The organism is Roseofilum sp. Guam, assembly GCF_017746735.1.
Taxonomy (GTDB): Bacteria; Cyanobacteriota; Cyanobacteriia; order Cyanobacteriales; family Desertifilaceae; genus Roseofilum; species Roseofilum reptotaenium.
Genome location: NZ_JAGHZN010000021.1, coordinates 1 through 25,973, shown reverse-complemented (window position 1 = coordinate 25,973; position 25,973 = coordinate 1). Strand labels below are relative to the sequence as shown.

At 44.7% G+C, this 25,973-nt stretch carries 23 protein-coding genes and 1 tRNA gene; 5 read left to right on the top strand and 19 right to left on the bottom strand.

What is annotated here, in order from left to right; all coding sequences use genetic code 11:
- Positions 1-42 precede the first annotated feature (42 nt).
- Entirely contained in the window at positions 43-2,301 is a 2,259-nt protein-coding gene (locus J7529_RS09965) for a heavy metal translocating P-type ATPase (RefSeq protein ID WP_318728849.1), read from the bottom strand.
- Positions 2,302-2,452: 151 nt separating this feature from the next.
- Between J7529_RS09965 and J7529_RS09960 the strand changes: the two genes are divergently transcribed.
- The 3 genes from J7529_RS09960 (at position 2,453) to J7529_RS09950 (ending at position 5,916) form a co-directional block, all read left to right on the top strand.
- Positions 2,453-4,954 carry a vWA domain-containing protein gene (locus tag J7529_RS09960; protein WP_318728848.1) on the top strand — a complete coding sequence of 834 codons (2,502 nt, stop codon included), beginning with the start codon at positions 2,453-2,455 and terminating at the stop codon, positions 4,952-4,954.
- Positions 4,955-5,075: 121 nt separating this feature from the next.
- Entirely contained in the window at positions 5,076-5,558 is a 483-nt protein-coding gene (locus J7529_RS09955; RefSeq protein ID WP_271937415.1) for a TM2 domain-containing protein, read from the top strand.
- 172 nt (positions 5,559-5,730) lie between these two features.
- Positions 5,731-5,916, top strand: coding sequence for a hypothetical protein (locus J7529_RS09950; protein WP_318728847.1), 186 nt, complete (start codon positions 5,731-5,733; stop codon positions 5,914-5,916).
- Positions 5,917-6,178: 262 nt separating this feature from the next.
- Here J7529_RS09950 and J7529_RS09945 read toward each other — a convergent pair whose 3' ends face one another.
- From J7529_RS09945 to J7529_RS09890, 12 genes are all read right to left on the bottom strand, one after another.
- Positions 6,179-7,141 (bottom strand): Fic family protein, encoded by a 963-nt coding sequence (locus J7529_RS09945; RefSeq protein WP_318700695.1) that lies wholly within the window; start codon positions 7,139-7,141, stop codon positions 6,179-6,181.
- Positions 7,142-7,158: 17 nt separating this feature from the next.
- Positions 7,159-8,322, bottom strand: coding sequence for a DNA double-strand break repair nuclease NurA (locus J7529_RS09940; RefSeq protein WP_318728846.1), 1,164 nt, complete (start codon positions 8,320-8,322; stop codon positions 7,159-7,161).
- A gap of 60 nt (positions 8,323-8,382) precedes the next feature.
- Complete coding sequence (locus J7529_RS09935) at positions 8,383-8,919, bottom strand: RHO alpha subunit C-terminal catalytic domain-containing protein (RefSeq protein WP_318728845.1); 537 nt, start codon at positions 8,917-8,919, stop codon at positions 8,383-8,385.
- A gap of 76 nt (positions 8,920-8,995) precedes the next feature.
- Positions 8,996-9,634, bottom strand: coding sequence for an aromatic ring-hydroxylating dioxygenase subunit alpha (locus tag J7529_RS09930; protein ID WP_318728844.1), 639 nt, complete (start codon positions 9,632-9,634; stop codon positions 8,996-8,998).
- A 27-nt stretch (positions 9,635-9,661) separates the two neighbouring features.
- Complete coding sequence (locus J7529_RS09925; RefSeq protein ID WP_318728843.1) at positions 9,662-10,657, bottom strand: GyrI-like domain-containing protein; 996 nt, start codon at positions 10,655-10,657, stop codon at positions 9,662-9,664.
- Positions 10,657-11,232, bottom strand: a complete 576-nt coding sequence (locus tag J7529_RS09920; protein WP_318728842.1) for a TetR/AcrR family transcriptional regulator — start codon at positions 11,230-11,232, stop codon at positions 10,657-10,659. The genes J7529_RS09925 and J7529_RS09920 overlap by 1 nt, the downstream gene beginning before the upstream one ends.
- Before the next feature lie 175 nt (positions 11,233-11,407).
- Positions 11,408-12,640: an S-layer homology domain-containing protein gene (locus tag J7529_RS09915; RefSeq protein WP_318728841.1), complete on the bottom strand. Its 1,233-nt coding sequence runs from the start codon at positions 12,638-12,640 to the stop codon at positions 11,408-11,410.
- Between the two features lie 102 nt (positions 12,641-12,742).
- Positions 12,743-13,207 (bottom strand): DUF29 domain-containing protein, encoded by a 465-nt coding sequence (locus J7529_RS09910; RefSeq protein WP_318728840.1) that lies wholly within the window; start codon positions 13,205-13,207, stop codon positions 12,743-12,745.
- 66 nt (positions 13,208-13,273) lie between these two features.
- The gene (locus tag J7529_RS09905) at positions 13,274-13,984 is read right to left on the bottom strand and encodes a DevA family ABC transporter ATP-binding protein (RefSeq protein ID WP_318728839.1); all 711 of its coding nucleotides are present in this window, start codon (positions 13,982-13,984) and stop codon (positions 13,274-13,276) included.
- Positions 13,985-14,122: 138 nt separating this feature from the next.
- Entirely contained in the window at positions 14,123-15,301 is a 1,179-nt protein-coding gene (devC, locus tag J7529_RS09900; RefSeq protein ID WP_318728838.1) for an ABC transporter permease DevC, read from the bottom strand.
- A 52-nt stretch (positions 15,302-15,353) separates the two neighbouring features.
- A complete protein-coding gene (locus tag J7529_RS09895) occupies positions 15,354-15,749 on the bottom strand; it encodes a four helix bundle protein (protein WP_318728837.1) in 396 nt (131 codons plus the stop codon).
- A 43-nt stretch (positions 15,750-15,792) separates the two neighbouring features.
- The gene (locus tag J7529_RS09890) at positions 15,793-17,085 is read right to left on the bottom strand and encodes an HlyD family efflux transporter periplasmic adaptor subunit (protein ID WP_318728836.1); all 1,293 of its coding nucleotides are present in this window, start codon (positions 17,083-17,085) and stop codon (positions 15,793-15,795) included.
- Between the two features lie 107 nt (positions 17,086-17,192).
- Between J7529_RS09890 and J7529_RS09885 the strand changes: the two genes are divergently transcribed.
- Entirely contained in the window at positions 17,193-17,813 is a 621-nt protein-coding gene (locus J7529_RS09885; RefSeq protein WP_318728835.1) for a TetR/AcrR family transcriptional regulator, read from the top strand.
- Between the two features lie 12 nt (positions 17,814-17,825).
- On the opposite strand, the gene J7529_RS09880 is transcribed toward J7529_RS09885, so the two are convergent.
- The 5 genes from J7529_RS09880 to J7529_RS09860 form a co-directional block, all read right to left on the bottom strand.
- Positions 17,826-19,850 (bottom strand): tetratricopeptide repeat protein, encoded by a 2,025-nt coding sequence (locus J7529_RS09880; RefSeq protein ID WP_318728834.1) that lies wholly within the window; start codon positions 19,848-19,850, stop codon positions 17,826-17,828.
- Complete coding sequence (locus J7529_RS09875) at positions 19,847-21,145, bottom strand: AAA family ATPase (protein WP_318728833.1); 1,299 nt, start codon at positions 21,143-21,145, stop codon at positions 19,847-19,849. The genes J7529_RS09880 and J7529_RS09875 overlap by 4 nt, the downstream gene beginning before the upstream one ends.
- A gap of 211 nt (positions 21,146-21,356) precedes the next feature.
- Entirely contained in the window at positions 21,357-22,607 is a 1,251-nt protein-coding gene (gene ctpC, locus J7529_RS09870; RefSeq protein ID WP_318728832.1) for a carboxyl-terminal processing protease CtpC, read from the bottom strand.
- A gap of 167 nt (positions 22,608-22,774) precedes the next feature.
- Positions 22,775-23,998, bottom strand: coding sequence for a (E)-4-hydroxy-3-methylbut-2-enyl-diphosphate synthase (gene ispG / locus J7529_RS09865; RefSeq protein WP_318728831.1), 1,224 nt, complete (start codon positions 23,996-23,998; stop codon positions 22,775-22,777).
- Positions 23,999-24,070: 72 nt separating this feature from the next.
- Positions 24,071-24,286: a hypothetical protein gene (locus J7529_RS09860; RefSeq protein ID WP_318728830.1), complete on the bottom strand. Its 216-nt coding sequence runs from the start codon at positions 24,284-24,286 to the stop codon at positions 24,071-24,073.
- A gap of 156 nt (positions 24,287-24,442) precedes the next feature.
- On the opposite strand from J7529_RS09860, the gene J7529_RS09855 reads away from it, so the two are divergent.
- Positions 24,443-24,516: transfer RNA gene (locus tag J7529_RS09855), tRNA-Val, on the top strand.
- Positions 24,517-25,386: 870 nt separating this feature from the next.
- Here J7529_RS09855 and J7529_RS09850 read toward each other — a convergent pair.
- Positions 25,387-25,800: a helix-turn-helix domain-containing protein gene (locus tag J7529_RS09850; RefSeq protein ID WP_318728829.1), complete on the bottom strand. Its 414-nt coding sequence runs from the start codon at positions 25,798-25,800 to the stop codon at positions 25,387-25,389.
- Positions 25,801-25,973 lie beyond the last annotated feature (173 nt).

Genomic DNA, 25,973 nt, shown 5'->3' with positions numbered 1-25,973 from the left:
TGGGATAGGAACGACAAAGTTGGGCACAAACCCGGTTTCTAGTCAGCCTCTTGGCTCAAACTTCTGTAATCGTAAGGCGTTGGTTACTACCGAAACGGAACTTAACGCCATCGCTCCCCCGGCAATAATGGGATTGAGTAACCAACCGAAAAGGGGATATAAAATACCGGCTGCAATGGGGATGGAGGCGGTGTTATAAATAAAGGCAAAAAATAGGTTTTGGCGGATATTGTTTAGGGTGGCATGGCTGAGTTGAATGGCGATGATGATGCCTTGTAAGTCACCAGAAATTAAGGTGATGTCGCTAGCAGCGATCGCCACATCGGTTCCTGTACCAATGGCTATGCCGACATCGGCTTGGGCTAAGGCAGGGGCATCATTGATACCATCGCCAACCATGGCGACTAATTTACCGTTTTGTTGCAATTGGCGCACTGTATCGGCTTTGGAATCGGGGCGCACTTGGGCAAAAATCTGGGTAATACCGACTTGTGAGGCGATCGCCTCTGCTGTCTTCTGATTATCTCCTGTGAGCATCACTACGTCTAACCCCATGCGCTGTAGGCGTTTAACTACAGCTTCTGAAGAGGGCTTGAGCGCATCGGCGATCGCCAATATCGCTTCCACCTGTCCATCCACTGCCATCCAAATTACCGTTTTTCCGGCATTCTCCCACTGCTCCTGATACTCGCTCAATGGCACACCCTGAGACGTTTTCACCGCCAGATTAACCCCACACTCCTCCATCCATCGCCGAGTTCCCAGTTGGATGAGGCGATCCGAAATATAACCTTGCACGCCACAGCCAGGAACCGCCTGAAACTGCTCCGGATCGCTCAAGCTCTTTTTCACCCCTTGACGCTCTCCATAGTCCACTACAGCATTTCCTAGGGGATGCTCAGAGGATTTTTCCAAGCTGGCTGCTAGGGACAAAAGTTTCAATTCATTGCCGTGGGCGGTTCCCAAAACGGTGATATAGTCGGTAACTGTGGGTTTCCCTTCTGTCAGCGTTCCCGTTTTATCTAAAACAATGGTTTGCACCTGATGGGCAAGTTGTAAACTTTCCGCCCCTTTGATCAGAATTCCCTGTTGTGCCCCTTTCCCGGTTCCCACCATTACCGAGGTGGGCGTGGCTAACCCCAAAGCGCAAGGACAGGCAATGACTAAAACGCTGACGGTGGTTACCATGGCTAGGGTGAGGTTGCCAGTCAACAGAATCCAGGTGAGAAAGGTGATGGCAGCTATGGCTAAAACCGCAGGCACAAACCAGGAAGTCACGCGATCGGCTAATTTCTGAATGGGTGCTTTAGAACTTTGGGCATCTTTCACCAACTGGATAATCTGCGCTAAAACCGTATCTTTGCCCACACGGGTGGCTCCCATCTGAAAACTACCCGTTTGATTGATCGTTGCGCCAATAACTTCATCACCGGGCTGTTTCTCCACGGCGATACTTTCCCCGGTAACCATGGATTCATCAACCGTTGAGGAACCCTGAATGACTCTACCATCGACGGGGATTTTTTCGCCAGGACGGATCAAGAGGCGATCGCCCACTTGCACCTCGGTTAACAGAATTTCCTGCTCTTCCCCATTCCGCATTACCCGTGCTGTTTTCGGTTGTAAGCCCATCAGAGCGTGAATGGCTGATGAAGTTTTCGATCGGGCTTGATGCTCCAGCATTCTCCCCCACAAAATCAGGGTAATGATCACCACGGCTGCTTCATAATACACATCTGCGCTCAGTCCTTGAGCCTCAAAAAATCCAGGAAATAGGGTCGGAAACAAGGAATAGCAATAGGCTGAACCGGTTCCCAAAGCCACCAAACTATTCATATCCGCACTCTTGTGCTGAAAGGCTTTCCAGGCTCCGACAAAAAACGAATGACCACACCAAACCATAACCGGAGTTGACACTATCCATTGCAACCAAGGGTTATGGAGCCAATGGGGCCAACCTGGTATCGAAAGTCCAGTCATCATCGGGAAAGAACCCACCACTAACAGAACGGAAACCGCTCCCCCCAGCCAGAGTTTTTGTTGTAACTGTTGTCGCTCTAGATCGGAGTGTGCTTCCCCCTCTTCCTCTGAAGGAAGATGGGCTTGATATCCCGCATCTGCGACTATTTGTTGAATCCGATCTAAACTAACCGCACGGGGACTATATTCAATGCTTGCTTCCCTAAGAGCAAAGTTAACGGAACAGTTCGTAACCCCTGATATGCCTTGAATCAGATTTTCAACCCGTTGGGCACAACCGGCACATGACATGCCTTTTACCTGTAGCGTTTGCTGTTGCATAACCTTCGCCCTCCAATTCATTGCCTAGAGTGTAAACACTCCACCCAACTGGAGAGTCAAGGGGTGGATTATAACCCCAATTGTTAGGTTGACAAAATAATCAACATTGGTTAGAATAGGGAGGTAATGATGCAAGAGGCTTGGATAACCTATGGTTAAGAACGCTGCTGAATTGACCCCTGCACCGACAACTAAGTTTGTCCTCTACAACCAAGCAGGTGAGCCAAAGGCTTATTATCGGGTCGATCGCCAACCGTTAAGTCAGAAGGAAGAGAACTCGAATACGGAAGCAGTGGAGGCGATCGCCCATAGTATTATTGTCATCGATCGTTCCGGCTCAATGTACCATGACATCAACCCCCTCAAGGAAACCCTGATCAAGCTCCTGACTCTAGAAGAATACACCCATTCCCAACTGGTGGTCACCCTAATTTCCTATTCTTCCCAAGGAAATTTGATCTCGCACTTCCAGCGCGTCCCCATTCAAGAGGTGATGAAGCTCAATTCTTCCTATATTCAGGACATTCAAAACATTCGCGTTTCTGGTGCAACCTGCATTTCCCAAGCGCTGCAACTGGCAACTGAGTTAATTCAACCGGATGAGCTAACGGGCATTACCCTGCATAGTGATGGTTATGCGAATCATCCGAATGTGCGATCGGAAGTGCAAACTCTAGAACAAATTTGTCAGAATCTAAACCAGAATAACGTTTTTCTGAACGCGATCGCCTATTCTGCCAGTTCTGACTTTAAGTTACTCTCTCGTTTAGCCAACCTGGTGTCTGGAACTTGCGTCCAAGCTGGCACAGTGAAAGAGGTCTATGATTCACTCTACAACACGTCCAAGGTTTTAGGGGAGGCGATCGGCCAAGCGATCGAAGAACCCCTCTTCAAAGAATATGACTATCAACTCTTCCTCTCCCACAGCGCTCGTAAGCTCAATGGCAATGCTGGCAAACTGAAAATTTTGGGGCTTAAATCCGATGATGATGGTATTTTCTATAAATATCAAAAACTCACCGAAGCCGAATTTGAGCAATTAACCGATATCCCCCTAGCGCAAACCGATGAATCCGTATTTACCTTCGCAAAAGCGCAACTCATTGATGGGAACTTAAACCTGGCTAAATATGCCCTCGTCAGCACCTTTGATGCCACCTTATCTCAGCGTCACGGTAAAGCCATTACCAATAGCCAACTGGTTGAATTTTCCCAAGACTTAGATAAAGCTATTTACGATCCTCAGAGTTTAGGCGATCGCGAGATTCTTTCTGAAGTCCCCATCAACAAAAACTTGCCGATTTTAGCGCTCATTCAGTTATTCGAGACCCACAAAGACCAAATCATTCTCAATCTCAAACATCTCCAAGATCATTATCAACGCCGGGGAGTCAAGCGTATTCCTGGGCAGCGAGATGCAGAAGGCAACCTAGTCAAACCTTGGCTGAAAACCGAATATGTGGACAGTGGCGACTATGTGCAAATGGGGTCATTTGACATTAATCGCAATACCGCAACCATCAATTTACTGATTACCCGTCCAGTAAAATTAGTTAAATCTGAGGATAAAACCCCAATTACAGAAGTTGCTGGGATTCTGCTCAATGACTTGAAATCTTATAACAACTATACTCTGGTTGGAGATGGGGAGTTAAATGTTGAGACTTTCAAGGTAAAATTTAGTAATGCCAAAGTCTTTAAGGTCTTCAAAGAACAGAATCTGTTGACTGATGCCGACCAATTTGATTTTAACACAGAATACAAAATCGACTTAACCCAGTTACCGATTGTGCCCATGGCTGCCGATTATACTCAAGTGCAGGGAATTTTTTCTCGATTAGCCATTTTGCGGGTATTATCGAGTCTCTTTTCTGCCCATCTGAAAGAAGTATCTGAGACCTATACTGCCGATCAACTGGCTGCCTTGAAAGAGCATTATTTATCCAAGAGTTTGTATCTGAATTTTCCCACAACTACCGAATATTCCGATCTAGAAGAAGCATTGAATACCGGTAAAGTGGATTCGCGGGTGAGCTATAAAATTGAGTTAGGAAATTGTGAAATTCTCAATTTGGGTCAATTGCATTCAGCCAACAAGTTTTTAGATCGGTTTTATGAAGTCTGCGATCGCCAAACGGGAGAAAAGTTAGATAAGCCAACCTTTGCCCAAAGTCTAGATACACCGGTCGTGTTTGGTTACAAGACGTTATCGAAGCGCACAAAAGTGACGAAGGTAGACGACTTGATGAAGCCCATTTTTGACGAATTTCTGGGCTTGGAAAAAAATGGCAGTGTAACTGAACTTTTGCAGGAGTTAGGTGCGGCTGATTTGGTTAGCTCACTGGAGAAAAAATGGCAAGGAGAAACGGTGGAAACCGAGCAATTTGTGGAAGCCTTGACTGGAGGATTGAGGAAGGTTAATCAAGCCTTAGAAACCCTTTATCGAGACAAGATTTCGCCGTTGGTGTTTCATATTGGTGCAACGGGACTCATTCCGGATGAGTTAGAAGCTGTTGCCTATACTGCCGATGAACTCTCAGCTAAATCAGGGGATCTGAAGTTTTCTAAGTCGGAAAAAGAAGGTCTGTTCTTTGAAGTAGGCGATCTGATTATCAGTGTTTATCCCAAGACCGAGTATTATAGCGTATCTTAAAGGACGAGCTGAAAGGAGTGAGGAGCGATCTCCGCGATCGCTCCTCACCTCTCACTCTTTCTCGTGCTAGCATAGGATAAACCACAAGTTTTGCTTCCAAAATACTCGCCATACTCAACCCATGAATAAGGTTAGCACAACCTATCTACTCTGGCTCCTCGGCATGTTTGGAGCCAATGGTATTCATCGCCTGTATAATGGCAAAATCGCTACAGGTATTCTCTGGTGCTGTACATTCGGCCTGTTTGGGATTGGTCAATTTATTGACTTGATTTTTATTCCCGGTATGGTTGATGAATATAACCTCAAATATCGGCTCAAACATGGGTTATCTCCAACCGGTGTACCGTTGAGTCCTCAGACGATTCCCTGTGAAGTGGTAGAGGTGACTGAAAAACAAGCGCCAGAACCCACTAAGGTGAAATTAGTTAAAGCGGCTGCTGCACGAGGAGGAGAGATTTCTGTAACTCAAGCAGTGGTGGATACGGGTTTAGATTTTGATGAGGTGGAAAACCTGTTACTGGAGATGTTGAAAAAGGGTTATGTGACGGTGGATAATCATCCTCAAACGGGGGTCGTTTTGTATCGCTTTGAGGAACTTTAAGCCCCATATTCCCCTAGCAGTATCTAAGGTGTAATGAGTTAAAAATGAAGAGGGAAGAGTTATATCTGTGGTAACCGGGAATCGGGAATGGGTACGCCAACGAATTGTGGATGTTGTTGAGGATTTGATTGCGCTCGAAAAGTTTTATCGATAGGATGTAGTCGCTCAGGAAATGGTAGAGACGATTTTTCAAACGGTTGAAGAGAACCATTTACTCGAGATATTTGCGGCGATCGCGGATCGGGATTTGCGCGATCGCTGTAATGGTATTATGGCCATGCATCTTTGGGCAACAGCAGCTAAAGACATGAGTCCCAAGGAATTAGATGAGCTGATTGATGCGATTGAGGGACGATAATCAAGGGCAATGGGCTATCTGTTAGATACTAATATTGTTTCTCTCATTATGCGCCAAGATGCCATCATTATTGATAATTTTGGTTTGTATCGAGCACAAAAACAACAATCGTTAAGGGGTTAACGGTAGTATCGCGAGATGAAGATTTGAGACGGATTAAAGAGTTGAACTTGGAGAATTGGCTAAGTTGAGCTATCCTTTTACTATTTTCCCGTAGTAGCCAATCTAGACTAAGAGATGAGCAACCATCATGTCTGTTCTGTTAGTCTAGAGATTCACTCATCCGATCCATAAAATCAGTAATTTGCTGATAAAAAATTTGCCCCTTATTTTGACTCGCACCTGCCGTAACCAACACCTGCAAAAATTCCACCAGTGAGCGAATCGTCGCATCACAAATCAAATCAAAAAGCTGACTCAAATCATCTTGATTGTGTTGTCCATACACCAGAGCATTAATATAATCATTGCGGATTTGATTATGAATGACAACAATGGGGTATCCTGCACGAAGTAATAGTAAATTCATCAATAATCTAGCTGTTCGTCCATTGCCATCCCGAAAAGGATGGATAGAAACAAAGCGATAATGTACCTGGGTTGCATATTCCACAGGATGAAGGTTTAAAGCTGAGTCTGAATTGAGCCAAATCACAAAATCTCTCATCAGTTGAGACAGTAAATAATGGGGAGGATAACGATAATTCGTTCCTGCTGCCATCACATCTAGAGTGCGATAACTCCCCGCTTCATTGGGGTTTATTTTTCGCAGAATTAGATTGTGGATTTGTTTGATTTCCCATTCATTAATTTCCGTATCCACCTGGGCTAACATTTCAATATAGTCGATCGCTTCTTTATGCCCAATCACTTCCAAATGCTCATCAAGTGTCTTACCCCCAATCGTAATTCCCTTCGTTAAGACTAACTCAGTTTCACTTTGGGTTAGCGTATTCCCTTCAATGGCATTTGAGTTATAGGTAAACTGAACATCATAGAGTTTTTTCAGTTCCGTCACGATCGCCCAGTCAAAGGGTCTAAATTCATCTAACCAAGATTTGAGTTGGTTGATTTGCTCTAATTTAACCGGATAATTCATGATTACATAGTTCTCAATTAAAGCAGTTAATGAAAACTCAGGTTCTTGATTGAAAACGATGAGTTTTTGTATAAATTTATCGTGTAGTCTAGAAGAAGCAACCCGTAAATTTTCTTCGATTTTCATCCTGACTCATAACTCCTCTAACGCCGGTGGGCTTTGCTGACCATTTTCCGGGAGAGTCGAAACGGGATCTCTTCCTGTTCCGCCCAATCTTGGAGAAGGCGGTAAAAGAGTTTACGATCTTCGCTGCGGAGAACGGTGACTTGATCGGCGGTTTCGATCGCATAAGGATATCCGCGCCCAATAATAGCTTCTGCGCGTACCCAGTCGATCACTTGCTCCAGTAACCCCGCTTCAAAGATCCAGAAGGGCAATTCCAGGCGCACTGGGTATCCTGCATGGGTTTTCAGATAGGTAAACGTGACTTGATTCGCTTGCTCTTGATAGTCGCGGAGGATACCAGGACGACAACAGCGACAGAGAACCGTGCGATCGCCCCATTCCATCAGTGGATTAAGGAGTTGCGGATCGCTAACTCCAGAAATAGGAGGTAATCCTAACACCCGTTGCAGCATTTGCGTGGTATCTTCAGCAACACTAGTATCGATATAGGCTACCAGGGGAATTTGATGCTGTTGAGTGGCGGTCAATAATTGACGCAAGGCTTTGAGGTAACACTGATAGGTGGCGCGATCGAAGGTTTGGGCAAAACTGGCGATCAGGGAACCATCATAAAATACTAGGCGCGAGGATTGATGGCTGTGGACGTGCATATAATCGATGATGCGGCGCACTTCCAATTCTAAACGGCGACGGTTCACCAGGCGATCCAAGGATTCCCCTTTCTCCAGAGCGGCAAATTGATTGGGGGTAATTAAATCTACCGCGACATCTTTTTCATAGTCCCCATCCCCACGATGAAAGTTTTCAAACCAGCCAATTTGAATCACCGCGATGGGTAGGGAAAAGTCCTTGCTCGGATAGATTTGGGAACCATCAACAGCAAATGTGGGAATTCCCGTGAGGAGATCGCGCACCCACTGTAAGCTTTGTTCTCGATTTTGCCAAACCAGATTCGATTTCACGATCCAACCGCAATCGCCCCTTTCCAACGGTTCAGCATAAATCGAATCCTGCTCATCCACTAACTCAATGCTTTTACATCGCTCAACCACTTCCCTAGAACGATGCAAAAGGGCTTGGCGATAGGGTCGTAGTTTCTCAAAAACTTGGGACTCTAAGCCTTTAAATTCCGAGCGTTTCACTTGCAACAAAGATAAAATTAAGGAGGGGTCAAGAGGCATAGAGATCAAGCGAATAAGCAATAGAGGAAAGATCTAGCAGCAACTCAAGGATTAGTGTCTTTAATTCTCCCGACCTTCTAAAAAGGCTTGAATATTGCGTTGATACTGATAAACAGATTGCTCGAGATCTTTGGCGATCGCCCCTACCGCAAAATAGGGTGAGCTAAACGATCGCTGCTGTTGCTCGCAGACATAGATATCTTCTACCATAAAATCACCCGAAGCCAATGGATCTTCTGGATCTTCTGTTCTATACTTATCCCCCTTAAAATTCTTGAAAAAATTCCAGGATTTCCATTCCTGCTGCATAAATTTCCAGTCTGAAACTGGCATCACTTTAGTCCGCACTTCGACAATAGACTTGTTGGGAGCTACTGGAATCACCTGAAACGTACTCCAGCTTGATTCCGCCTCGCCTAACCCCAAATTAGGAAAGAGCATGGGTACATAAGCGCCAATTTTATCTTTAGGAATATGGTCAATGAGGGGCAGCGGGGCATTATTTTCAATCCCATCTAGATAATCGGATGAGAGCGGCTCAAAAAAGTGAAAGTGATCGCCAACAAATCCCGTTTTTTGGTGTTGATGGGCATACATATATAGCGTTTCTTATGAGGTACAGCTTGAAACCTTAGAACCTAAGCCATACAAGCTATTCCCTATTCCCTATTCCCTAGCGCGAAGCGCTATATAGCGTTTCAGAATGGAGATGAGCCAGATGGTAACCGTCGATGTAATTTTCAACAATAATCTTCCAGTTGGCATTAATTTCATGGCGGGCACGACCTTCCACATATTCCACCAAATTTTCCGGTTGATGGGGGCCAAGATAAGGTTCCACCGGGCCAAACCAATCTAATAGGTCATCCGCATTCGGGTCGGGATGGACAAAAATCATCCCCCGCCAGGTGCCCACTGCTGCCCTATGCAAACACAGAGTTTTGAGGTCAAGATCGGGAAACTGCTCTTTACGCTCAGGCACAGCCTTGAGTTCACCGCTGAGGTTATACGTCCAATCATGATAAGGGTAGGTGAGGAATTTCTTGCGTTTGCCTGAAGCCCGCAGTAATTGAGTACCACGATGGCGACAGACGTTGTGAAAAGCGCGGAGCTGTTTGTCATCATCCAACAGGACTAAAATATTGTGTAATCCAGCTTGAACAGTAAGGTAATCACCAGACTCAGTTAGATCTTCAATAAAGCCTGCCATCTGCCAAGTACGGCTAAAGATAGTAGCCATTTCTCTATCGAACCACATTTGGGATGTGTATGCTTTGACTGGCAGGACGGGCATTGCGTTTGCGATCGTCATTATTTTTTTCCTCTCTTTGAAGTAGATTTAATTGACTGAAGCCCAAATTTCGGCAACGTTTTCTTGCTGATAATCGTAGACCTCTAAGTCTGTGCTATACGCTCGCTTGAGGTTCGAGGTTTCAATCGCTTCCCAGGTTTTGGGGATCGCCTCATCCAGATTACCCGTTATATTAAACTGGGCATAAGTTGTGGTCGGAATGGTGATTTGGCTCAGACCCGCAGGAACCGTATCAAAAGTAGCGACCCGATGACCGATGATGATGGTGAAGCGATCGCGATTTTCTGAATAGTTGAGGTAAGCCACGTAGGTTTTATTATCCACCGTATTTTCGAGACTAAAGAGGGTCTCAGACTCAGCATATTGAAGCCAAAGCTGCTCTAAATCTTGAGCATATTGACTATTTTGAATGCGGGTTTCTTTGACAATGCCGACCAGTTGAATGGTCCCTTCTTGCCTCAACTGATGAGTGGGTGCAGCAGGTTTATTCGCAACTTGTACCGCATCAGGCAAGTTTGACCCTCCAGATTCGATGGAAGATATTGTAGGTGGAGTCAGAGGCTGCTCAGGTGGTTGTTGCTCGATGGTGAGGGTTACTTCGGTTTCTATCCTGGCTCTTTGAGCTGACTCTGTAGATTTTGCTGTTGATCGATCTGGAGTAGAGGATGCTGAAACAGATGAGGATGGAGCAGGTGAAGCTTTAACCAGCGATGTTGATGAGGATGGAGCAGGTGAGGTTTGAACCAGCGATGCTCGCGAGGACGGAGCAGGTGAGGTTTGAACTAGCGATGTTGATGAGGATGGAGCAGGTGAGGCTTTCACTAGCGATGCTCGCGAGGATTGAGTCGGTGAGGTTTTAACTGACGATACTGGCCTTGTCGATGCCCCTTGGGAATCAATGGTTGAGTCGTATGCCTGGGTGCGAGTGAGATAATAAACTGAGGTGAGAATTCCTGTTGTGATTGCAACGACGATCGCCACAGTTCCAAAAGCACGACCATATATGGTGAAGTTTTTTTTCATCACCGATCTCCAGAATCTAAACTTTCGATATGAACGCTGTAGCTCAGTCCTTTCAGCAATGTGCGATAAGTCAGAATGGCAGCATCATTAGGGGCAATATCCCCACTGTTGACCGCAGACCAAGCCGTCCAAATTAAAGAATCCATCACCATCGTCACCCAGGTATTGGGGACTTCTGGGGCAATCACACTATCGTGTTTGAGTTGGAGGACAAATACATCTAACTCTTTTAACTGGCGATCATAGGCTGCGTTCACTTCTGGATCTTGGTAAGCGGATATTTCTGTAGCTAAGAAATGAAAGCGATCTCCCAAAGGCACAACTCCTTTAAGAAATTCCAGTAGTGCTTTATCGCTGGACAGGTTTTGGGCTTGAACCTCAGCCGTGACTTGATCGATAGCGATGATCGCCGCCATTGCCAATTCTCGTATCAGCACCTCCCGTAATGGAAAGTAACGATATAGTGTTGCACGCCCAATACCTGCCTGGGCAGCAATTTCGCTCAGGGAAGCCCCTGGATTTCGTGCCAGTACAGCCGCCGCTGTATTCAGCAGGGCTTGCTTAGATTTGGACATAGTTTTGGACTGGCTCAATTGACTCATGGGACTGGATTGACTTATCCATGAGACTATAATAACTTAAACAAGACAAAATAGTCTCGTTTTTTTGAGCAGTTTCCACCCAGATTGCAGCTAGAACAACCGGTAAAATAGTCAGGGTAAGGAAATCAGGTCGTTTACTCTTTCCCTCTTATTCCTGAGCGGTGCGAAGCGCTGTAATCGATCGCCCCTCTCCCTGTGTTCCAAAATACGTTAGCGCTGTTGCTGCTTCCAACTGGGTTACTGTTTTTTGGGGCTGAAATAGCCTTGTGTAGCCAAAAACGCGCCTGATATTGGCATTATTTCCATTTTGGAAATCCACTAAAATACTCGGCAAAAACTGGCTATTAATTTTACTCGCATCTTGGAATCCCCACGTGTCCTTGACTGCTTCTATCGTCGCTTTCGGCAGAGCTGAACGAGTATCTAAGGGGACTTTCCAACCAATGAGATTTTCCCTCGTCAGGGGTGCATCCGGACGAAACCGGGTTTCCGTTGCTTCTCCCATCAGGGCGCTGGGAATTAATCCGGCTTCTGCTAATCCCTGAATATAAGCAAAATCTGGATCGCTTTTTGGGACATCTTGAAAAACGGGATCTCTAGTCGTAGAGGCTAAACGAATTTGTTTACCTGGATCGTCGGCATAGATTTGATTATTGGCATTCATTAACCAGCGAGCATAGTCTCCACGGGTAATGATTTCATGGGGTTGAAATGCTTCTGTAGAAGAATTATTAGTAATGCCGAGAGTAATCAATTCTGTGACTCCTGGCGAGAGTGGAGTAGAAACGTCTAGGATTTCATCGATTTCTGCATCATTATTCTCAGAAGTCGGTGAAGGATTCACAGAAATAGTGGGTGAAGGACTCGGCGAAACGGTTGGAGAACTAATCGCCGTCGGTGCATCGTCTATCCGATAAGTCAACGTATACGTGGTTTGTCCAGAAGTGGGAGGAGCAAAGTTGAGGGTAAGTTCCAAGCGCTCAAGACGTGCAGACAGCTCTGGTGCATCTGGAGCGCTAATAATTTCCCAGGTGCGCTCATTTAGTTGTTGTTGGTAATAGCGTCTGACTAATGTTGTAGAGTCCGCACTAAACCAACGGGTAATCGTGCCTTCTTCAGCAGCAGTGAGGGGAGAAACCAATTCTAGGGTAGCGTTAGGATATTGGGGAATGGCTGAAGGAAAATTATCGGGAAGCTCAATGGCAGAAGCCGGTGCAGGAGAAGCTTGGGGAGACGATTGGGATGCGGGATTGGCTTGCAGTTGGGGATCGGGAGCAAGCAGTTGTTCTAGGCTTATACCTCCAGAGCTATTGGCACAGGAAGTTAAGGGAGCGATCGCCACTAGAATCGCAAATAAGGAAAGAGCGGGATAACGGTTCAACACTGATTAGGGAATGGTTACAAGTCAATTGATCGAGTCTTCTGATCCCTATCTTAACTAAACTCGGTTCCCGGTGTGGATGAGTGTAGACTCTTGGACAAATTAATCAAAAAAACAATCGTCTTCTAAAACCTCTTCTAACGATGCAGGAGGGACTTCTGGGAAAGAAGAGATAGATGTATCCATTAAACGGGATATGACACTTTTAGCATCTTGGTAGGTTTCTGGAAAAATTTCAGGCAAGTAGGATTTCAGACTGGGACTATCGAGTAATTCATCTCGAATCTGTTGCCGAAATGTCGTGATTTCAGCTTTCCATTTATTGGCGCTATACTCTCGTTCTGATTCCCAGTAACGGAGCTTGAGTAAGTTTTCCCAAAGTCGGGTTAACAGACTCTTAACAGCTCTCCTATTCCTTTTAGCCATGCTCTCGAGTTCATCCAATACATTTTGCCAATCAACCTGAGCAAAATTTCCGGAGCGCAGTTGTTGTAGTGTGGTTTCTAGCCAAAGTTGATAATCTTCATCGTATAGTGTTGCTAGATTCGGGAGCGTTGGTGTTTTCATAATCTGATTGAATTAGCTTTATGTAACTAGACTAATGCTAACTGCTATAAAAGCTTTCATTGCCCATTAACCCGTTTTTAATCTACTCGTTCGATCGCTATCTGACAACCGTCCATCTTCCATATGGATGATGCGATCGGCGACATCTAAAATCCGATTATCGTGGGTTACCATGAGGATTGTACAGTTTTGTTCCTGGGCTAAAGTCTGCATTAATTCCACGACAGCACGTCCAGACTGGCGATCGAGAGCAGCCGTCGGTTCATCGGCAAGCACCAGGGGAGGATGGCTAACCAGAGCGCGGGCGATCGCCACCCGTTGTTTTTGTCCTCCTGATAAATTATCGGGGTAATACTGCAAGCGCTCCTCTAATCCTACCCGTTCTAACATAGCTGCGGCTCTCTCTTGCATTTCTTGAGGCGACCATTTTCCATGCACTTCTAACCCCATTTGCACATTTTGCAGGGCGGTTAAACTGTTATGTAGGTTATGGGCTTGGAAAATATAGCCATGTTTGCGTCTGGCTCTTGTCAATTTACGAGCAGATGCGCCACAAAATTCTTTGCCCAAAACGTCTACGCTTCCCGACTGCACCGATCGCAATCCTCCGACTAAGGTTAATAAGGTTGTTTTTCCCGATCCAGAAGGCCCAGTCATAATGATAATTTCACCGGCCTTAATTTCCAAATCAATGCCAAATAAGATTTGTTTTCGCAGATCACCTTTCCCAAAAAAATGGTCAAGATTTTTAATCGTAATCACAGAAGGTTTAGACATGGTAGTTATTGAATGATAATTGATAATTGTGTAAGGGTGGGTTCACTCATCGTCTAGTTTAGAGTCGAAGATCTTGTTGAACCCGCCCCTACGTTAAAAATTCCCCCATTCCCCTACTCCCGCATCTCTTCATCAAAACTAAAACAAATCCGCTGGATCGGCTGCTTGCAGTTTCCTCGTCGCGATCGCGCCGGAAAAACAACACATCAAAATAGTAAGAATCAGGACAAACACTGCTCTAGAAAGCGTCATATACATGGGTAAATTGGTCGCCTGACGGGTGAGACGGTACAAGCCCATGGAAACAGCTAAACCGGGAAAAAAGCCCGCTACTGCTAAAATCAGCACTTCTTCAAAAACAATCCCTAATAAGTAGTTTTGTTGATAACCCATCGCTTTAAAGGTGGCATATTCTCCCAAGTGATCGGCTACATCCGTAGACAAGACTTGATAGACAATAATTAAGCCAACTAAAAAGCCCATGACTGCTCCTAGGCGAAAGACAAACCCAATGGCAGTATTTTCTGACCAATACTCTCTTTCAAAGGCGATAAATTCTTCACGGGTTAAGACTTGCACATCTGCGGGTAATCGGGTTTTGATGAGATTAGCCACAGCTTGCGGATCGGCTCCTGGTTCCAAATAGAGCAAGCCCGCACTAATGCCTCCCGCATCCCGACGACGGGAAAAGAGGCGGAGAAAATTGCGATCGCTGGTCATAATTGTCCCATCAGCGGCAAAAGATGCCCCAATTTCATACAATCCAGCGATTTCAATCTGACGATTTTCTACCTCGGTTACCGTCGTTTCACCAGCTAAAACCCGCTCAATGGTATACCCATAGTCGCCTCGCGCCGCTTGGTCAAAAACGACGGTATCCGGTAATTTCATGAGAGAACTGTATTCATCTAAACCTGAAACATCAAAGGGGGGGCGATCGGGATTAAATCCTAACACTAAAATGTTAGTTTCACGACCAATTCCTGGAATTTTCCAATCAGCAATATTCACATAAAGTGGTTGACCATCAGCCACTCCAGGGACATCCATTGCTTGATATAATCGACGACGGGTGATGGTACTTAAATCGACTAAATTTCGAGCTTGGGGACTAATAAGAACAATATCGGCATTTAAGATATTGTGTAGGCGAGTATTGCTACTATATAGTGATCCCTGAAATCCCAGTTGCATGAAGATTAAGAGATCGGCAAAGGCAATACCAGAAATGGCAATCAACAGGCGAGTTTTGTCGTGACTCAGTTGCAACAATCCAAGGGGGGTTCTGCGGGTTAGGTTTTTGAGGAAACGTAGCATGGTTTTTGGAGAGGTAGGAGAATGGGGGATGGGGAGATAGGGGGAATTTAATTTAGTTGGGTTTTAGTAGCCATTTGTTGTAATCATTAGCGATGATGACAATGGAACCGATAATTTTGTTGTATTGACGGTAGAGTTCTCTGACTGTATCTACATTGAGATATTGGCATTTGATGGCAAATTTTAGCCAGACTTGGGTTTCAGCATCATTTAACCGTAGGAGAAAAGATCCTTGATAACGTTGTCTACGCCAATCTTCTGCTAAATTTGCACAAACCGATCGAGAAGAGCGTCTGATTTGGTCTGTTAATGAGTATCTTTCTTCCTTTGGAAATTGTTTCGATAATTCAAAAATATTAATTGCTGCATCAAATGCCATCTGATAAACCTCCAAATCTTCATGGGTTTTAATAAATAGTTGTCGGTTCTGTTGCTGATTTGTATCCATAAATTTCCCCCTATCTCCCCATCCCTCCATCTCCCCATCTCCACTACAGTTCAATCTCCACCAAAACTTGCAAGTTACTCAAACCGGCGGCTAATTCGCTAGAAGCTGGATCTAAGCTGATTTGCACTTCGACAACTCTGGCATCGACATTTTTAGTTGGGTCAATTTCTAGGGCGCTTTGTTGTTTCACTTTTAAGCCGATTTGTTCAACCATTCCTATTAGGTTTTCGGGCAATGCATCGCTGGTGACGTTAACGGTTTGTCCTGGGCGAATTTTCACGACATCGCTATCGTAAACTTCGGCAATAACTTTCATTTCTTGGGTTTGTCCGAGTTCAACAATGCCTTCGGGAGCGATCGCCTCGCCGGGACGGGTGTGAATTTCCATTACTCGCCCTTCTTGGGGGGTTTTAATATAGGCAAGTTCTAAGTCGGCTTCGGCTTGGCGAACGGCGGCTTGGGCACTACTGAGTTCAGCTTGAGCGAGTTGGATGTCTACAGGACGAACTTCGGAAATGGCTTGGAGACTGGCTTGGGATTCTTCAATTTGCCGTTCTACGGTGTTGATGGTGCGGTTGAGGTTGGCTTGCGCTTCGTTAATTTGTTCGGTGCGACTGGTGACGATGCGGTTGAGGTTAGCGGTTGCTTCTTCAAGCCGTTGTTGGGTAGTATCGGCTTGCAGGCAGATGGTATCGCGATCTTGGGCGGATATGGCTCCTTCGGCTTGCAGGGTTTGGTAGCGCTGGCAGTTGGTTTGAGCGTCTTTGAGTTCGGCAGCGATGCGGTTGAGGGTGGCTTCTTGGGCTTGTGTTTCGCCTTGAAGTTGGGCTTCTAAAGTGGCGATCGCCGCCCGTTGGGTAATAATTTGTCCTTCAAGTTCTGCTTGAGTGCGACTAAACCGAGCAGATGCGGCACTGATATCGCCAGTTTTGGCTCCGGCTTTGACTTGAGCGAGTCCAGCTTCGGCAACTTGGACTTGCGCTCTGGCTTGTTCTACGGCAGCTTCCAGGCGATCGCGGCTCTCTAAAATGGCGATCGCATCACCGGCATTTACCCAGTCTCCTTCTTGTACCAGCAGTTCGGTGACTCGGCTGCTTTGGTTCGCCTCAGAAGCTGAAAGCTGGATCGCTTCTCCCTTGGGTTCGAGCCAACCAATGGCAGTTACCGTTTCAATTTTTGGCACTTCCACCACTGGAGGCGGTTCCGGTTGTGAAAAGAGAGTTTTTGGCGCAACCAAAGAATAGGCGGTGACTCCTCCAACGGCGAGGAGTGTAGTAGCCAGTAGAGCAACTGTTTTGGATGATTTCCATTCGGTTCCCATTGCAGTGCGTACCACGATCCTAGCTCCTAAATTAAACGGTTTAGTTTAGCTTGCTTTTAGTATAGACTAAACGGAGTAGTATAATCAAGGATGAGATCCCCAATTTGGAGAAAAATTCCATCATGTCCACCGACTCCCTCCAAGCCAAACCCTTATCAGACAAAGCCCAGCAGATTCTCAACGGAGCCATGCAAGAATTTTTAACCCATGGCTATGCAGGCACAAGCATGGATCGGGTGGCGGCAACTGCGGGAGTCTCCAAAGCCACGGTATACAGTCATTTCGGGGACAAACAGGGATTATTTACCGCCCTCGTGCAACGGTTAGCGCAAAGCAAATTCCCGAAAATCTTTATCCCCCCCCAACAGCTCCCTACCCATGACTTACGGGAAGTCTTGCAAGATATCGCCCATAACATGCTCGATAATCTGATCCAAGACACCGACTATCAAAACTTTATCCGCCTGATAATTGCTGAGTCTGGGCGCTTTCCGGAGTTAGCCCAAACCTTTGCTCGTCACTTAGCCAAACCGGGAATAGAAACCCTCACTCGCCATTTATCCAATTTTAAGGAGCTTGATTTACCCGATCCAGAAGCCATCGCCCGCATCTGGATCGGGGCATTGGTTCACTATATGATTGTGCAGGAGATGCTCCAAGGTAAGGAAATTATGCCTATGGAGCGCGATCGGCTAGTCGATGCCATGTTACACCTCCTGCAACCTTCACTGAAACACCAGTAAACCATTCCTAGATTACTGGATGAGTTCCTGAAATAGAGGATGATCTCGAAGAGAATCAAATTCTGGATCATTCTTTGCTTGTTCTTTATATGCAGCGTCTAAGTCGATAGAGTATTCTAAAAACTCTAGAGAATAATAATCTTGTCTAAAAACTGCCATTAGACAAGCAATACGGTAGATGTATTCTACACCATCTATCCCTATCTCTAAGGTATCTATAAGATACTCAAATACATCTTCATGATAATTTTCCAAACAATATTGAATTAGTTTTATGTATCTTTTGAATTTATTATTTTTTATCGCCATTCTTTGAATTCCAAAACCTTCTTTATAATCAGATCTAATTTTTATAATATGATTGTAAACTTCCATCGCTTCTTCATATCGATTAAGTTCAACTAGTAACTCTCCTTTACGATATAAGAAATGGATCCAACCAGGTTCAATTGTTAATGCATGATCGCAAGTATGAATTGCTTCTTGGTAACGACATAAAACATCTAGAATATAATCTTTTGCAATCAATGCATAGTAATATTTTGGTCTAACTTCTAGAACATAATTTATGCTATCAAGTGCTAGTTCATCTCGTTCTACGACTATCAGTAAATACATTTTGAGGATCAAGGCATCAAGATAATCAGGTTCGATTTCTAAGACATTTTCACAGATTTTGATTGCCTCTTCATATTCTTCTAGATTTGCCAGTGCTAGACTTCGAGTTATCCAAGTATCATAATCGTCTCTTTCAATCTCTAGAGATCGATCGCAGCTTTCAATTGCTTCCTTATTGCGGTTTAGTTGCAAAAGTTGCTTACCTCGAAGACTCCAAGTCCGACTACAATCTGGTTTGATTTCCAGCACACGGTCATAAGCTTCAAGTGCCTCTTCATATTTTTGTATTTTTTCGAGAGATGTAGCTCGAAGAAGCCAAGCATATTCCAACTTATCGTTAATACTTAAAGTGCGATCGCAACTTTTGATGGTCTCTTCATATTGCTCTAATTGGTAGAGGATGAATCCTCTAGCCATCCAAGCATCTTCAGAATCAGGTTCAATCTTTAGAAGCTCATCATTGCTTGTAAGTGCCTCTTTATATCTTTGTAACTCATAGAGTGCATCTACTCTAAGCATCCAAGAATCATAACAATCGCGTTTAATATCTAAAGATCGATCGCAAACTTCAATGACTTCTTCATATTGATTTAACTCATACAGGAAATCACCCTTCCCCTTCCAAGCCTTGTGATTTTTAGGGTTTTCTGCTATTGCCTGATTATAACAGTTAAGAGATTCAGTATAGCTTTCATTGCTATAAAGAATCATTCCTTGCTCTATCAATAACAATGATTTTTGATAACGTTCAGATGGATCAATCTTACTCATCATATCTTTTATCCTTAAACTTTCTTCTATACATCTTTCTGGTGTCATACTGAAATATTTATCTACATCATTATCCACCAATTTTTTGCAATAATTTCGTATATTTTCTGGGCTTTCAAATAAGCCAAATAAACCCGATCGCCAGTCAAAGAAATCCGGCGCTCTTTGAATAAAATAATCAATGACAAAGTAGGGAACTAGAAACACCAGGCGAATGGGTAAATGCGCCTCAAACATCTCCCGTTGCCGATTCAAATGACTCAGAAGCGGTGGAACTCCCTTCCAACTGTAGTTATAGATTTCCTTAGCAGTCCAACCTGCCAGACGCTTCGTATCTTCATAGCTGTATAGGGATTTCTCCACTCCACTAATACAGGCAATTTCAAACCCCTCTGTCTGATGTCGTTCCCGCAACTCTGGATAAAGGGTTTCACTGTCCCGATTTAACTCAATGTCTACTATCCGTTTCTGGGGAAAACGCTCTCGAATTGCACAGATAACTTGTGTTCCTTGAGCCGGACTACATTGGACAAAAAACAAACCAAACCCCTTTTTCCGTCGCAAAGCACGCAGGATATCGGCAATAACCTCCGCATTTTCTGCGCTCCAACGATCTAACTCTTGAAAGCCTGTCCAAGGTTTAGTCATTCCAACTCCTTCCACAGTACCGGATGGACATCATACCAAGTCTGTTTATTTCCCTTCTCATCAAAATAGCGATATTCCAACAGACAGCGACTAAACAACAAACTGCGCTGAACTGGGTCATTTTCAATATCTTTTGACTGATGTACTTCTCGCAGTATGTCCCATTGATTTTCCTCCACTGCTCGCCGATAAACATCTCGTAAATTATCCACCGCCCGTTGCACTGCCTGTGCTTGAATCGGTAGAGTATCGGTTTTCGTAATCGATTCCTGGATTAATTGTATGAAATCCCGCACATAACCGCCACTCATTAAACACAATTCTTGCAAAACTTGCTCAGATTTAAATACCTCTGGAACTAACTTATCGCGCAAATGCTCAGGCACCCGAAGTTGAATAATATTTCGCAAAATATCCAAGCCTTTATTGTCAGGGTTATTATTTTTATGGCGCACCATAATCGAGGGTAACACCTGGGGAATACCATAATTAACATGCAATTCCGTTGACCAGCGAGAATAGATAAAGGAAATGGGCACAGTATAAACAATATGGCAATTCAGCGCCTTCAATTGTTCGTTACGGTCGAGAAAAATTTCCTCATGATTACTACGCCCATTGTCTCGGAAAATCGGCACAATCCGATCCAAATTATCGGTAATTACCAGCAGTTTGGTTTTCTCTGGTAAATTCTTCGTTCCCTCTTTAATAAGAGCATTCAAAGCTTCAATCAGCTTCTCCGTGTGCGGTTCAACCAAATCGCGAATTTTCTGCCGTTGTCCGGGTTCCATCCGCACTGCTGCCGTTAACTTGGAAAATTCTTGTAATCCCACTTCTAAGGTAAGCTCATCGGTGGTAATCTCAGTCAACATCACCTCTTTCAACTTCTGTGACCGATCTTGCAACCAACTCAGTATCGGTTTAGAGTCTGCGTTTTTTAAATCTTGCAACAGATGACGGGTGCAAGCGAGTAGAATATCGGTATACTGGGCATCCTGAACACTAAGATCTTCCTCATCCGCCGCAAAATAGACGACCTTATGACCTCGGTCTTCCAAGTCTTTTTTCAGCCGCAGAAGTTCCGTAGTTTTCCCGGAGCCACGATGACCTGAGTAGAGCTGATACGTGAAAGCTTGCGATCGCCGCATGGTCCTCCCCAAGTCCTGCACGACATCCTCATCCCCGCGCACCGCTCGACAGTCCACATACCTGGGATCTCCCGGTTGCAGAGGCGTAGGCGCAAAATTGTTATACATCTCATCAAGGAGATCTTCCATTTCTTCGGGACTCATCATGGTTCAAGATTTGGATGCCAATGGGATACGCCTATTTTAACCAAAAGTCCTCAACAAAAAGCACTGACCCAAAACCCGGATCAGTGCCTCAAGATTAGGCCCCTTTTTATTCAGTTCAGAAGCATCTGTAAAACAGGTTGCTGGACATCAGTGCAACCTTTTCCACCACACTCAAATCATCGTCAAGCCACAAAATCTACTGTTGAGCGATTTATTGAGTCAGAACTTTCAGTGCTTCAGCGTACTGTGGATCGGACTTCGTACCAATTTGGTCGCGATGTTTCACCAAGTGATTTTGCTGGTCTTCCGTCAATTCCACGATCACATCGGGTTCAATACCTAACTTGTTAATATCACGACCATTAGGCGTTAAATATTTAGCAATTGTCACCGCTAACCCCGATCCATGGGCCAAGGGTTGCACAGACTGCACCAACCCTTTACCAAAGGTTTTAGTTCCCACAATCACCGCTCGTTCGTTATCCTGTAAGGCTCCAGAAAGAATCTCACTGGCACTCGCTGAACCCCCATCAACCAAAACCACCAGAGGCTTATCCGTGAGAGATCGATTATTGGCGCGTTGCCGTTCCGTTTCCCCTTGTCGGTTAACCGTAGAAACGATCGCCTCTCGACCCGGTAACCACATCCGGGCGATCGCGACACTAGAATAAAGTAATCCCCCAGGATTCGATCGCAAATCCAAAATATAACCCGATACCCCTTGGGACTCTAAATCATCAATCGCTTCGCGCATCTCTTCAGCCGCTGGAGCGCTAAACTGGGTCAATCGAATATAGCCGATATCATTACCCAACCCTTCCTGACGATAGCTATAACGAACAGGATGGATTTCAATTCGCTGACGCTGAATCGGAAAATCAATTTCCTCTTGGCCGCGTAAAATGGTTAGCACCACCTGAGAATCAATTGGCCCTCGAATCAATTTTACCGCATCATTGCTATCCATCCCTGCGGTATCCTGACCATCAATTTTTATGATAAAATCTCTGGCCTGAATTCCAGCCTCAAACGCGGGAGAATCTTCAATGGGAGCAACCACAACTAATCGATTGGTTTCTTCATCTATGGTAATCTGAATCCCTACCCCTGTCAGTTCCCCAGAAGTCTCAATTTGCATATTTTTGAACTCTTCCGGGTCCATAAACCGGGTATAGGGGTCGTTGAGTTGCTTCAACATTTCCCGGATGGCCCCATAGGCTTCTTGATCCGAGGTATATTTGCGACCCAGGTAGTCCTGACGCACCTCTTGCCAATCAACCTGATTAAACGTGCCATCAACATATCGATTGTTGATAATTTGCCAGACTTCATCCACTAATTCTTTAGGGCCATCTTGGAAAAATGCTTGGCCTCTTAAATGGATGCCTGCACCAGCAACGGTTACAGCGGTCAGCATAACTGCCGTTGCACCTAAAACAAGTCCGCGTGTGGTTTTGGTCATAAGCTTACTGAACCGGGGATATTACTTTAGGGGGAGTTAAGCCCAATCTAACACATGCCACTCTACACCGATCTATAGAGAAGTGATTCTTCACGTTATGGTTCCCTTATGCGATCGCTTGTGAGCCACTTCCGGAGATTAAAGTGTTCTCTCCCTTCTTAATTGTGTTACGGATCGACCCAGCGTCCATCCGCTTTAATTAAATTAATTAATTCTTCCACCCCTTGGTCTTCTGGAACCTTCTTAATCTCTTCCCGACCTCGATAAAGAGAAATATATCCAGGTTGTCTACCCACATAACCATAATCTGCATCAGCCATTTCTCCTGGCCCATTAACGATACACCCCATCACCGCAATATCTAAACCCGTTAAATGGTTCGTCGCTTCCCGGACTTTATGCAGCACCTCTTCCAGATTAAACAGAGTCCGCCCACAGGAGGGACAGGCCACATATTCAACCATCGTTTTACGCAGTCCCAGAGCTTGAAGGATGCTATAACACACCGGAATTTCTTTTTCTGGCGCTTCCGTCAAAGAAACTCGAATCGTATCCCCAATACCATCAGCAAGAAGAGTCGCAATACCTGCGGTGGACTTAATCCGGCCATACTCCCCATCTCCTGCTTCTGTCACTCCCAAGTGCAAAGGATAACTCATTCCCAGTTCATCCATCCGCTTGGCCATTAAGCGATAGGCCGCCAACATCACCGGGACTCGTGAAGCTTTCAGAGAAATGACAATATTATAAAAGTCTAGAGATTCACAAATATGGATAAATTCTAGAGCAGATTCCACCATCCCTTCTGGCGTATCCCCATAGGTAAACAGCATCCGCTCGGCCAATGACCCATGATTAACCCCAATACGCATCGCTTTTCCTTGGTCTCGCAGCGAAATCACTAGGGGTTCTAAGGTTTGGCGAATTTGATCCCCAATATCTGCAAATTCAGCTTCTGTATACTCAGTGCGGTCAGCTTTGGGTTTTTCAAACACATATAACCCTGGGTTAATCCGCACCTTATCTACATGCTTGGCTACTTCCAGGGCAATTTTCATGCCATTGTGGTGAACATCAGCAACCAAAGGAACCGCTTGATAGGTATTGTTGAGTTTTTGTTTAATATCATTGAGCGCTTTCGCATGAGCCAGACTGGGAACCGTGACCCGCACTATTTCACAGCCAATTTCATGCAATCTACGGATAGCAGCAACTGACCCTTCAATATCTAGGGTATCTTCATTGATCATCGATTGCACAACAACAGGATGCCCCCCCCCAATCGTAATATTGCCCACTTTGACTGGCCGAGTTTTCCGGCGCTCAATGGTAGTGGAGACTGTTGGTGAAGATGGGGATTGAGTTTGGGTAGGATTCGGTAGAGTTTGCATAAACACTCCAACGGATGGAAAGGCTATCAATAGCGTCTCATATTCAGGGCATCCTGGGAATAGCAGATCAGTCTAGGCATCTGCCGAATCTATAGATTCAGGAATAATCCATTGGGGAGGAACCATTCTTTTTTTTCGTAGAGCCTCATCTGCTATGGCCAGCATTTGATCAAGGGAAGTTTCTTGGATGAAGTTTGAGGCTTGTTGAGCATATTCTTGGTTTGGGCATTGGTCACCTAGGACACATCCGTTGATACAGGCTTTGGCGCAATCAATTTTAGATTCCATGGTGGAGTTTCTTGGGGTCTACTCTTGACTTACCTTATCTTAAGTTTTGTCGATTTTGCTAGGGCGATACTTTGAATTCGGGTTCTGTGGCTGGTTGTGTATAACAGTTTAGATGCTTGATCGATATTTCAAATTGTGCTATCCTAATTATTCTAAGGACGTATAGCTCAGTTGGTTAGAGCGCCACGTTGACATCGTGGAAGTCACAGGTTCGAGTCCCGTTACGTCCATCCCAGTCACAGCAAGGGGCTACGGGACTTTCACCCCTAACCTCCACAATGTCAACGAGACGTTATGCACACATTCAACACAAAACCACTCTAACACCCCAAAAATTAGAACAGGGTAAATAGGTCATAGAGATAGAGAAAACTTATCCAGATTGCCATAGACTTTCACTAATAACCCAATCACATGACCATCACATAAGCATCCCCTATGGATAAGTAGAGAACCATAAGGTTTGATGGAAAGCATATACTATGGTCGCCACCTCTTTATTGAATTTTCAATCAAATAACCCACTCACCCAGCACTTTTTGAAAATTTTCGCTGAAACTCATTCACTACAAGGTTTTAACTGACCTAGGACTTTGTTCCCACTTTCAAGATTTATCGCCTGAAACTTACCGTGTGTATGGATTTGACTAAGTTTCCACCTCCAGTTTTCCCGGTCAACTTTCTTTGAAAATACGAAATGATAGTGTTAATATGTATAAATTTTACATACCCCGAATCTGGGGTATGTACTGGAATCGCCTACAGAGTAAGGGATTGGAATATTCCTGTTTCAAACAGGAATATTGTTCAGTGTAAAGCTGATAGAAAAAGAACAGGTTGCCAAAACAAAGGTCAAGGCAGCTTGAAGACTTGCCACAAGAGGGTTTTACAGATTGCCAGTTCTAGCGCTCCTCTTCTTTTCGGGCAAAAGCCACAATAATGGCAATTCAGTAAAGACAAGGCTTTCGGCTGTTACGGGAATTCCCGTAACAGAATTAGTTGATGCTAGATAAGGGAGCGATCGGGTTCACGTCTATTCATGCCTACTACCCCCCTATCAAATTTACTGTAAATTTGACTGGTAGGAACTAACGCCTCTACTATGCATCACCGTCAACTTCGTCGTTAGCCAGACTCCCAACAAATCGGTACACCGTCCTAGCGTTTGGAACCGGAATATCGATATCCTTCGACTCTCTCTCTAGAATGGCAATAATTTCTTTTACTTGAATGTATTTGCATACGGTGTATATTAGCTCTATCCTATCTTCCCAGTACGCTCCAACAGCACGAAAAGTTCCTTGAAGGGATTTTCTCTCTCTATCTTCTGGTAATCCTTCGTAGACCCATCTCTGAATAGTGCGCCTACTTTTACCAAGCATTTCAGCTGCTTCTTTAATCTTTTTCCTCTTTTCAACTGATGATTCTGAAATTGAAATGGAATTTATTAATTCCCTCTTTTTATCAACACTAACTTCTTCAATATTGTTGACATGATAATTTTTCGTCTTCATTATCTTGCTCCTATTTTTCTAGTTACAGTTTCAGGATGAATGCTAATAATTAAAAATCCGGATAGGACTCCACCATTTGACGCTATCGGTGAGTAGTGAAGAATTTACCTTAAAAATTTACCTTAAAATCCCCACCACTCACCTAAACTGACTAAACTAAGCAGTACGCACAA

Excerpts from the sequence above, each read along its gene's own strand:
- J7529_RS09940 (WP_318728846.1), bottom strand. The coding sequence starts at position 8,322 with ATGCCTCTTGACCCCTCCTTAATTTTATCTTTGTTGCAAGTGAAACGC.
- J7529_RS09895 (WP_318728837.1), bottom strand. The coding sequence starts at position 15,749 with ATGGATACAAATCAGCAACAGAACCGACAACTATTTATTAAAACCCAT.
- J7529_RS09925 (WP_318728843.1), bottom strand. The coding sequence starts at position 10,657 with ATGAAAAAAAACTTCACCATATATGGTCGTGCTTTTGGAACTGTGGCG.
- J7529_RS09905 (WP_318728839.1), bottom strand. The coding sequence starts at position 13,984 with ATGTCTAAACCTTCTGTGATTACGATTAAAAATCTTGACCATTTTTTT.
- ispG (WP_318728831.1), bottom strand. The coding sequence starts at position 23,998 with ATGCAAACTCTACCGAATCCTACCCAAACTCAATCCCCATCTTCACCA.
- J7529_RS09910 (WP_318728840.1), bottom strand. The coding sequence starts at position 13,207 with ATGAAAACACCAACGCTCCCGAATCTAGCAACACTATACGATGAAGAT.
- J7529_RS09960 (WP_318728848.1), top strand. The coding sequence starts at position 2,453 with ATGGTTAAGAACGCTGCTGAATTGACCCCTGCACCGACAACTAAGTTT.
- J7529_RS09875 (WP_318728833.1), bottom strand. The coding sequence starts at position 21,145 with ATGATGAGTCCCGAAGAAATGGAAGATCTCCTTGATGAGATGTATAAC.
- J7529_RS09950 (WP_318728847.1), top strand. The coding sequence starts at position 5,731 with ATGGTAGAGACGATTTTTCAAACGGTTGAAGAGAACCATTTACTCGAG.
- J7529_RS09965 (WP_318728849.1), bottom strand. The coding sequence starts at position 2,301 with ATGCAACAGCAAACGCTACAGGTAAAAGGCATGTCATGTGCCGGTTGT.
- J7529_RS09880 (WP_318728834.1), bottom strand. The coding sequence starts at position 19,850 with ATGACTAAACCTTGGACAGGCTTTCAAGAGTTAGATCGTTGGAGCGCA.
- devC (WP_318728838.1), bottom strand. The coding sequence starts at position 15,301 with ATGCTACGTTTCCTCAAAAACCTAACCCGCAGAACCCCCCTTGGATTG.
- J7529_RS09955 (WP_271937415.1), top strand. The coding sequence starts at position 5,076 with ATGAATAAGGTTAGCACAACCTATCTACTCTGGCTCCTCGGCATGTTT.
- J7529_RS09885 (WP_318728835.1), top strand. The coding sequence starts at position 17,193 with ATGTCCACCGACTCCCTCCAAGCCAAACCCTTATCAGACAAAGCCCAG.
- J7529_RS09930 (WP_318728844.1), bottom strand. The coding sequence starts at position 9,634 with ATGACGATCGCAAACGCAATGCCCGTCCTGCCAGTCAAAGCATACACA.
- ctpC (WP_318728832.1), bottom strand. The coding sequence starts at position 22,607 with ATGACCAAAACCACACGCGGACTTGTTTTAGGTGCAACGGCAGTTATG.
- J7529_RS09945 (WP_318700695.1), bottom strand. The coding sequence starts at position 7,141 with ATGAAAATCGAAGAAAATTTACGGGTTGCTTCTTCTAGACTACACGAT.
- J7529_RS09935 (WP_318728845.1), bottom strand. The coding sequence starts at position 8,919 with ATGTATGCCCATCAACACCAAAAAACGGGATTTGTTGGCGATCACTTT.
- J7529_RS09860 (WP_318728830.1), bottom strand. The coding sequence starts at position 24,286 with ATGGAATCTAAAATTGATTGCGCCAAAGCCTGTATCAACGGATGTGTC.
- J7529_RS09850 (WP_318728829.1), bottom strand. The coding sequence starts at position 25,800 with ATGAAGACGAAAAATTATCATGTCAACAATATTGAAGAAGTTAGTGTT.
- J7529_RS09920 (WP_318728842.1), bottom strand. The coding sequence starts at position 11,232 with ATGTCCAAATCTAAGCAAGCCCTGCTGAATACAGCGGCGGCTGTACTG.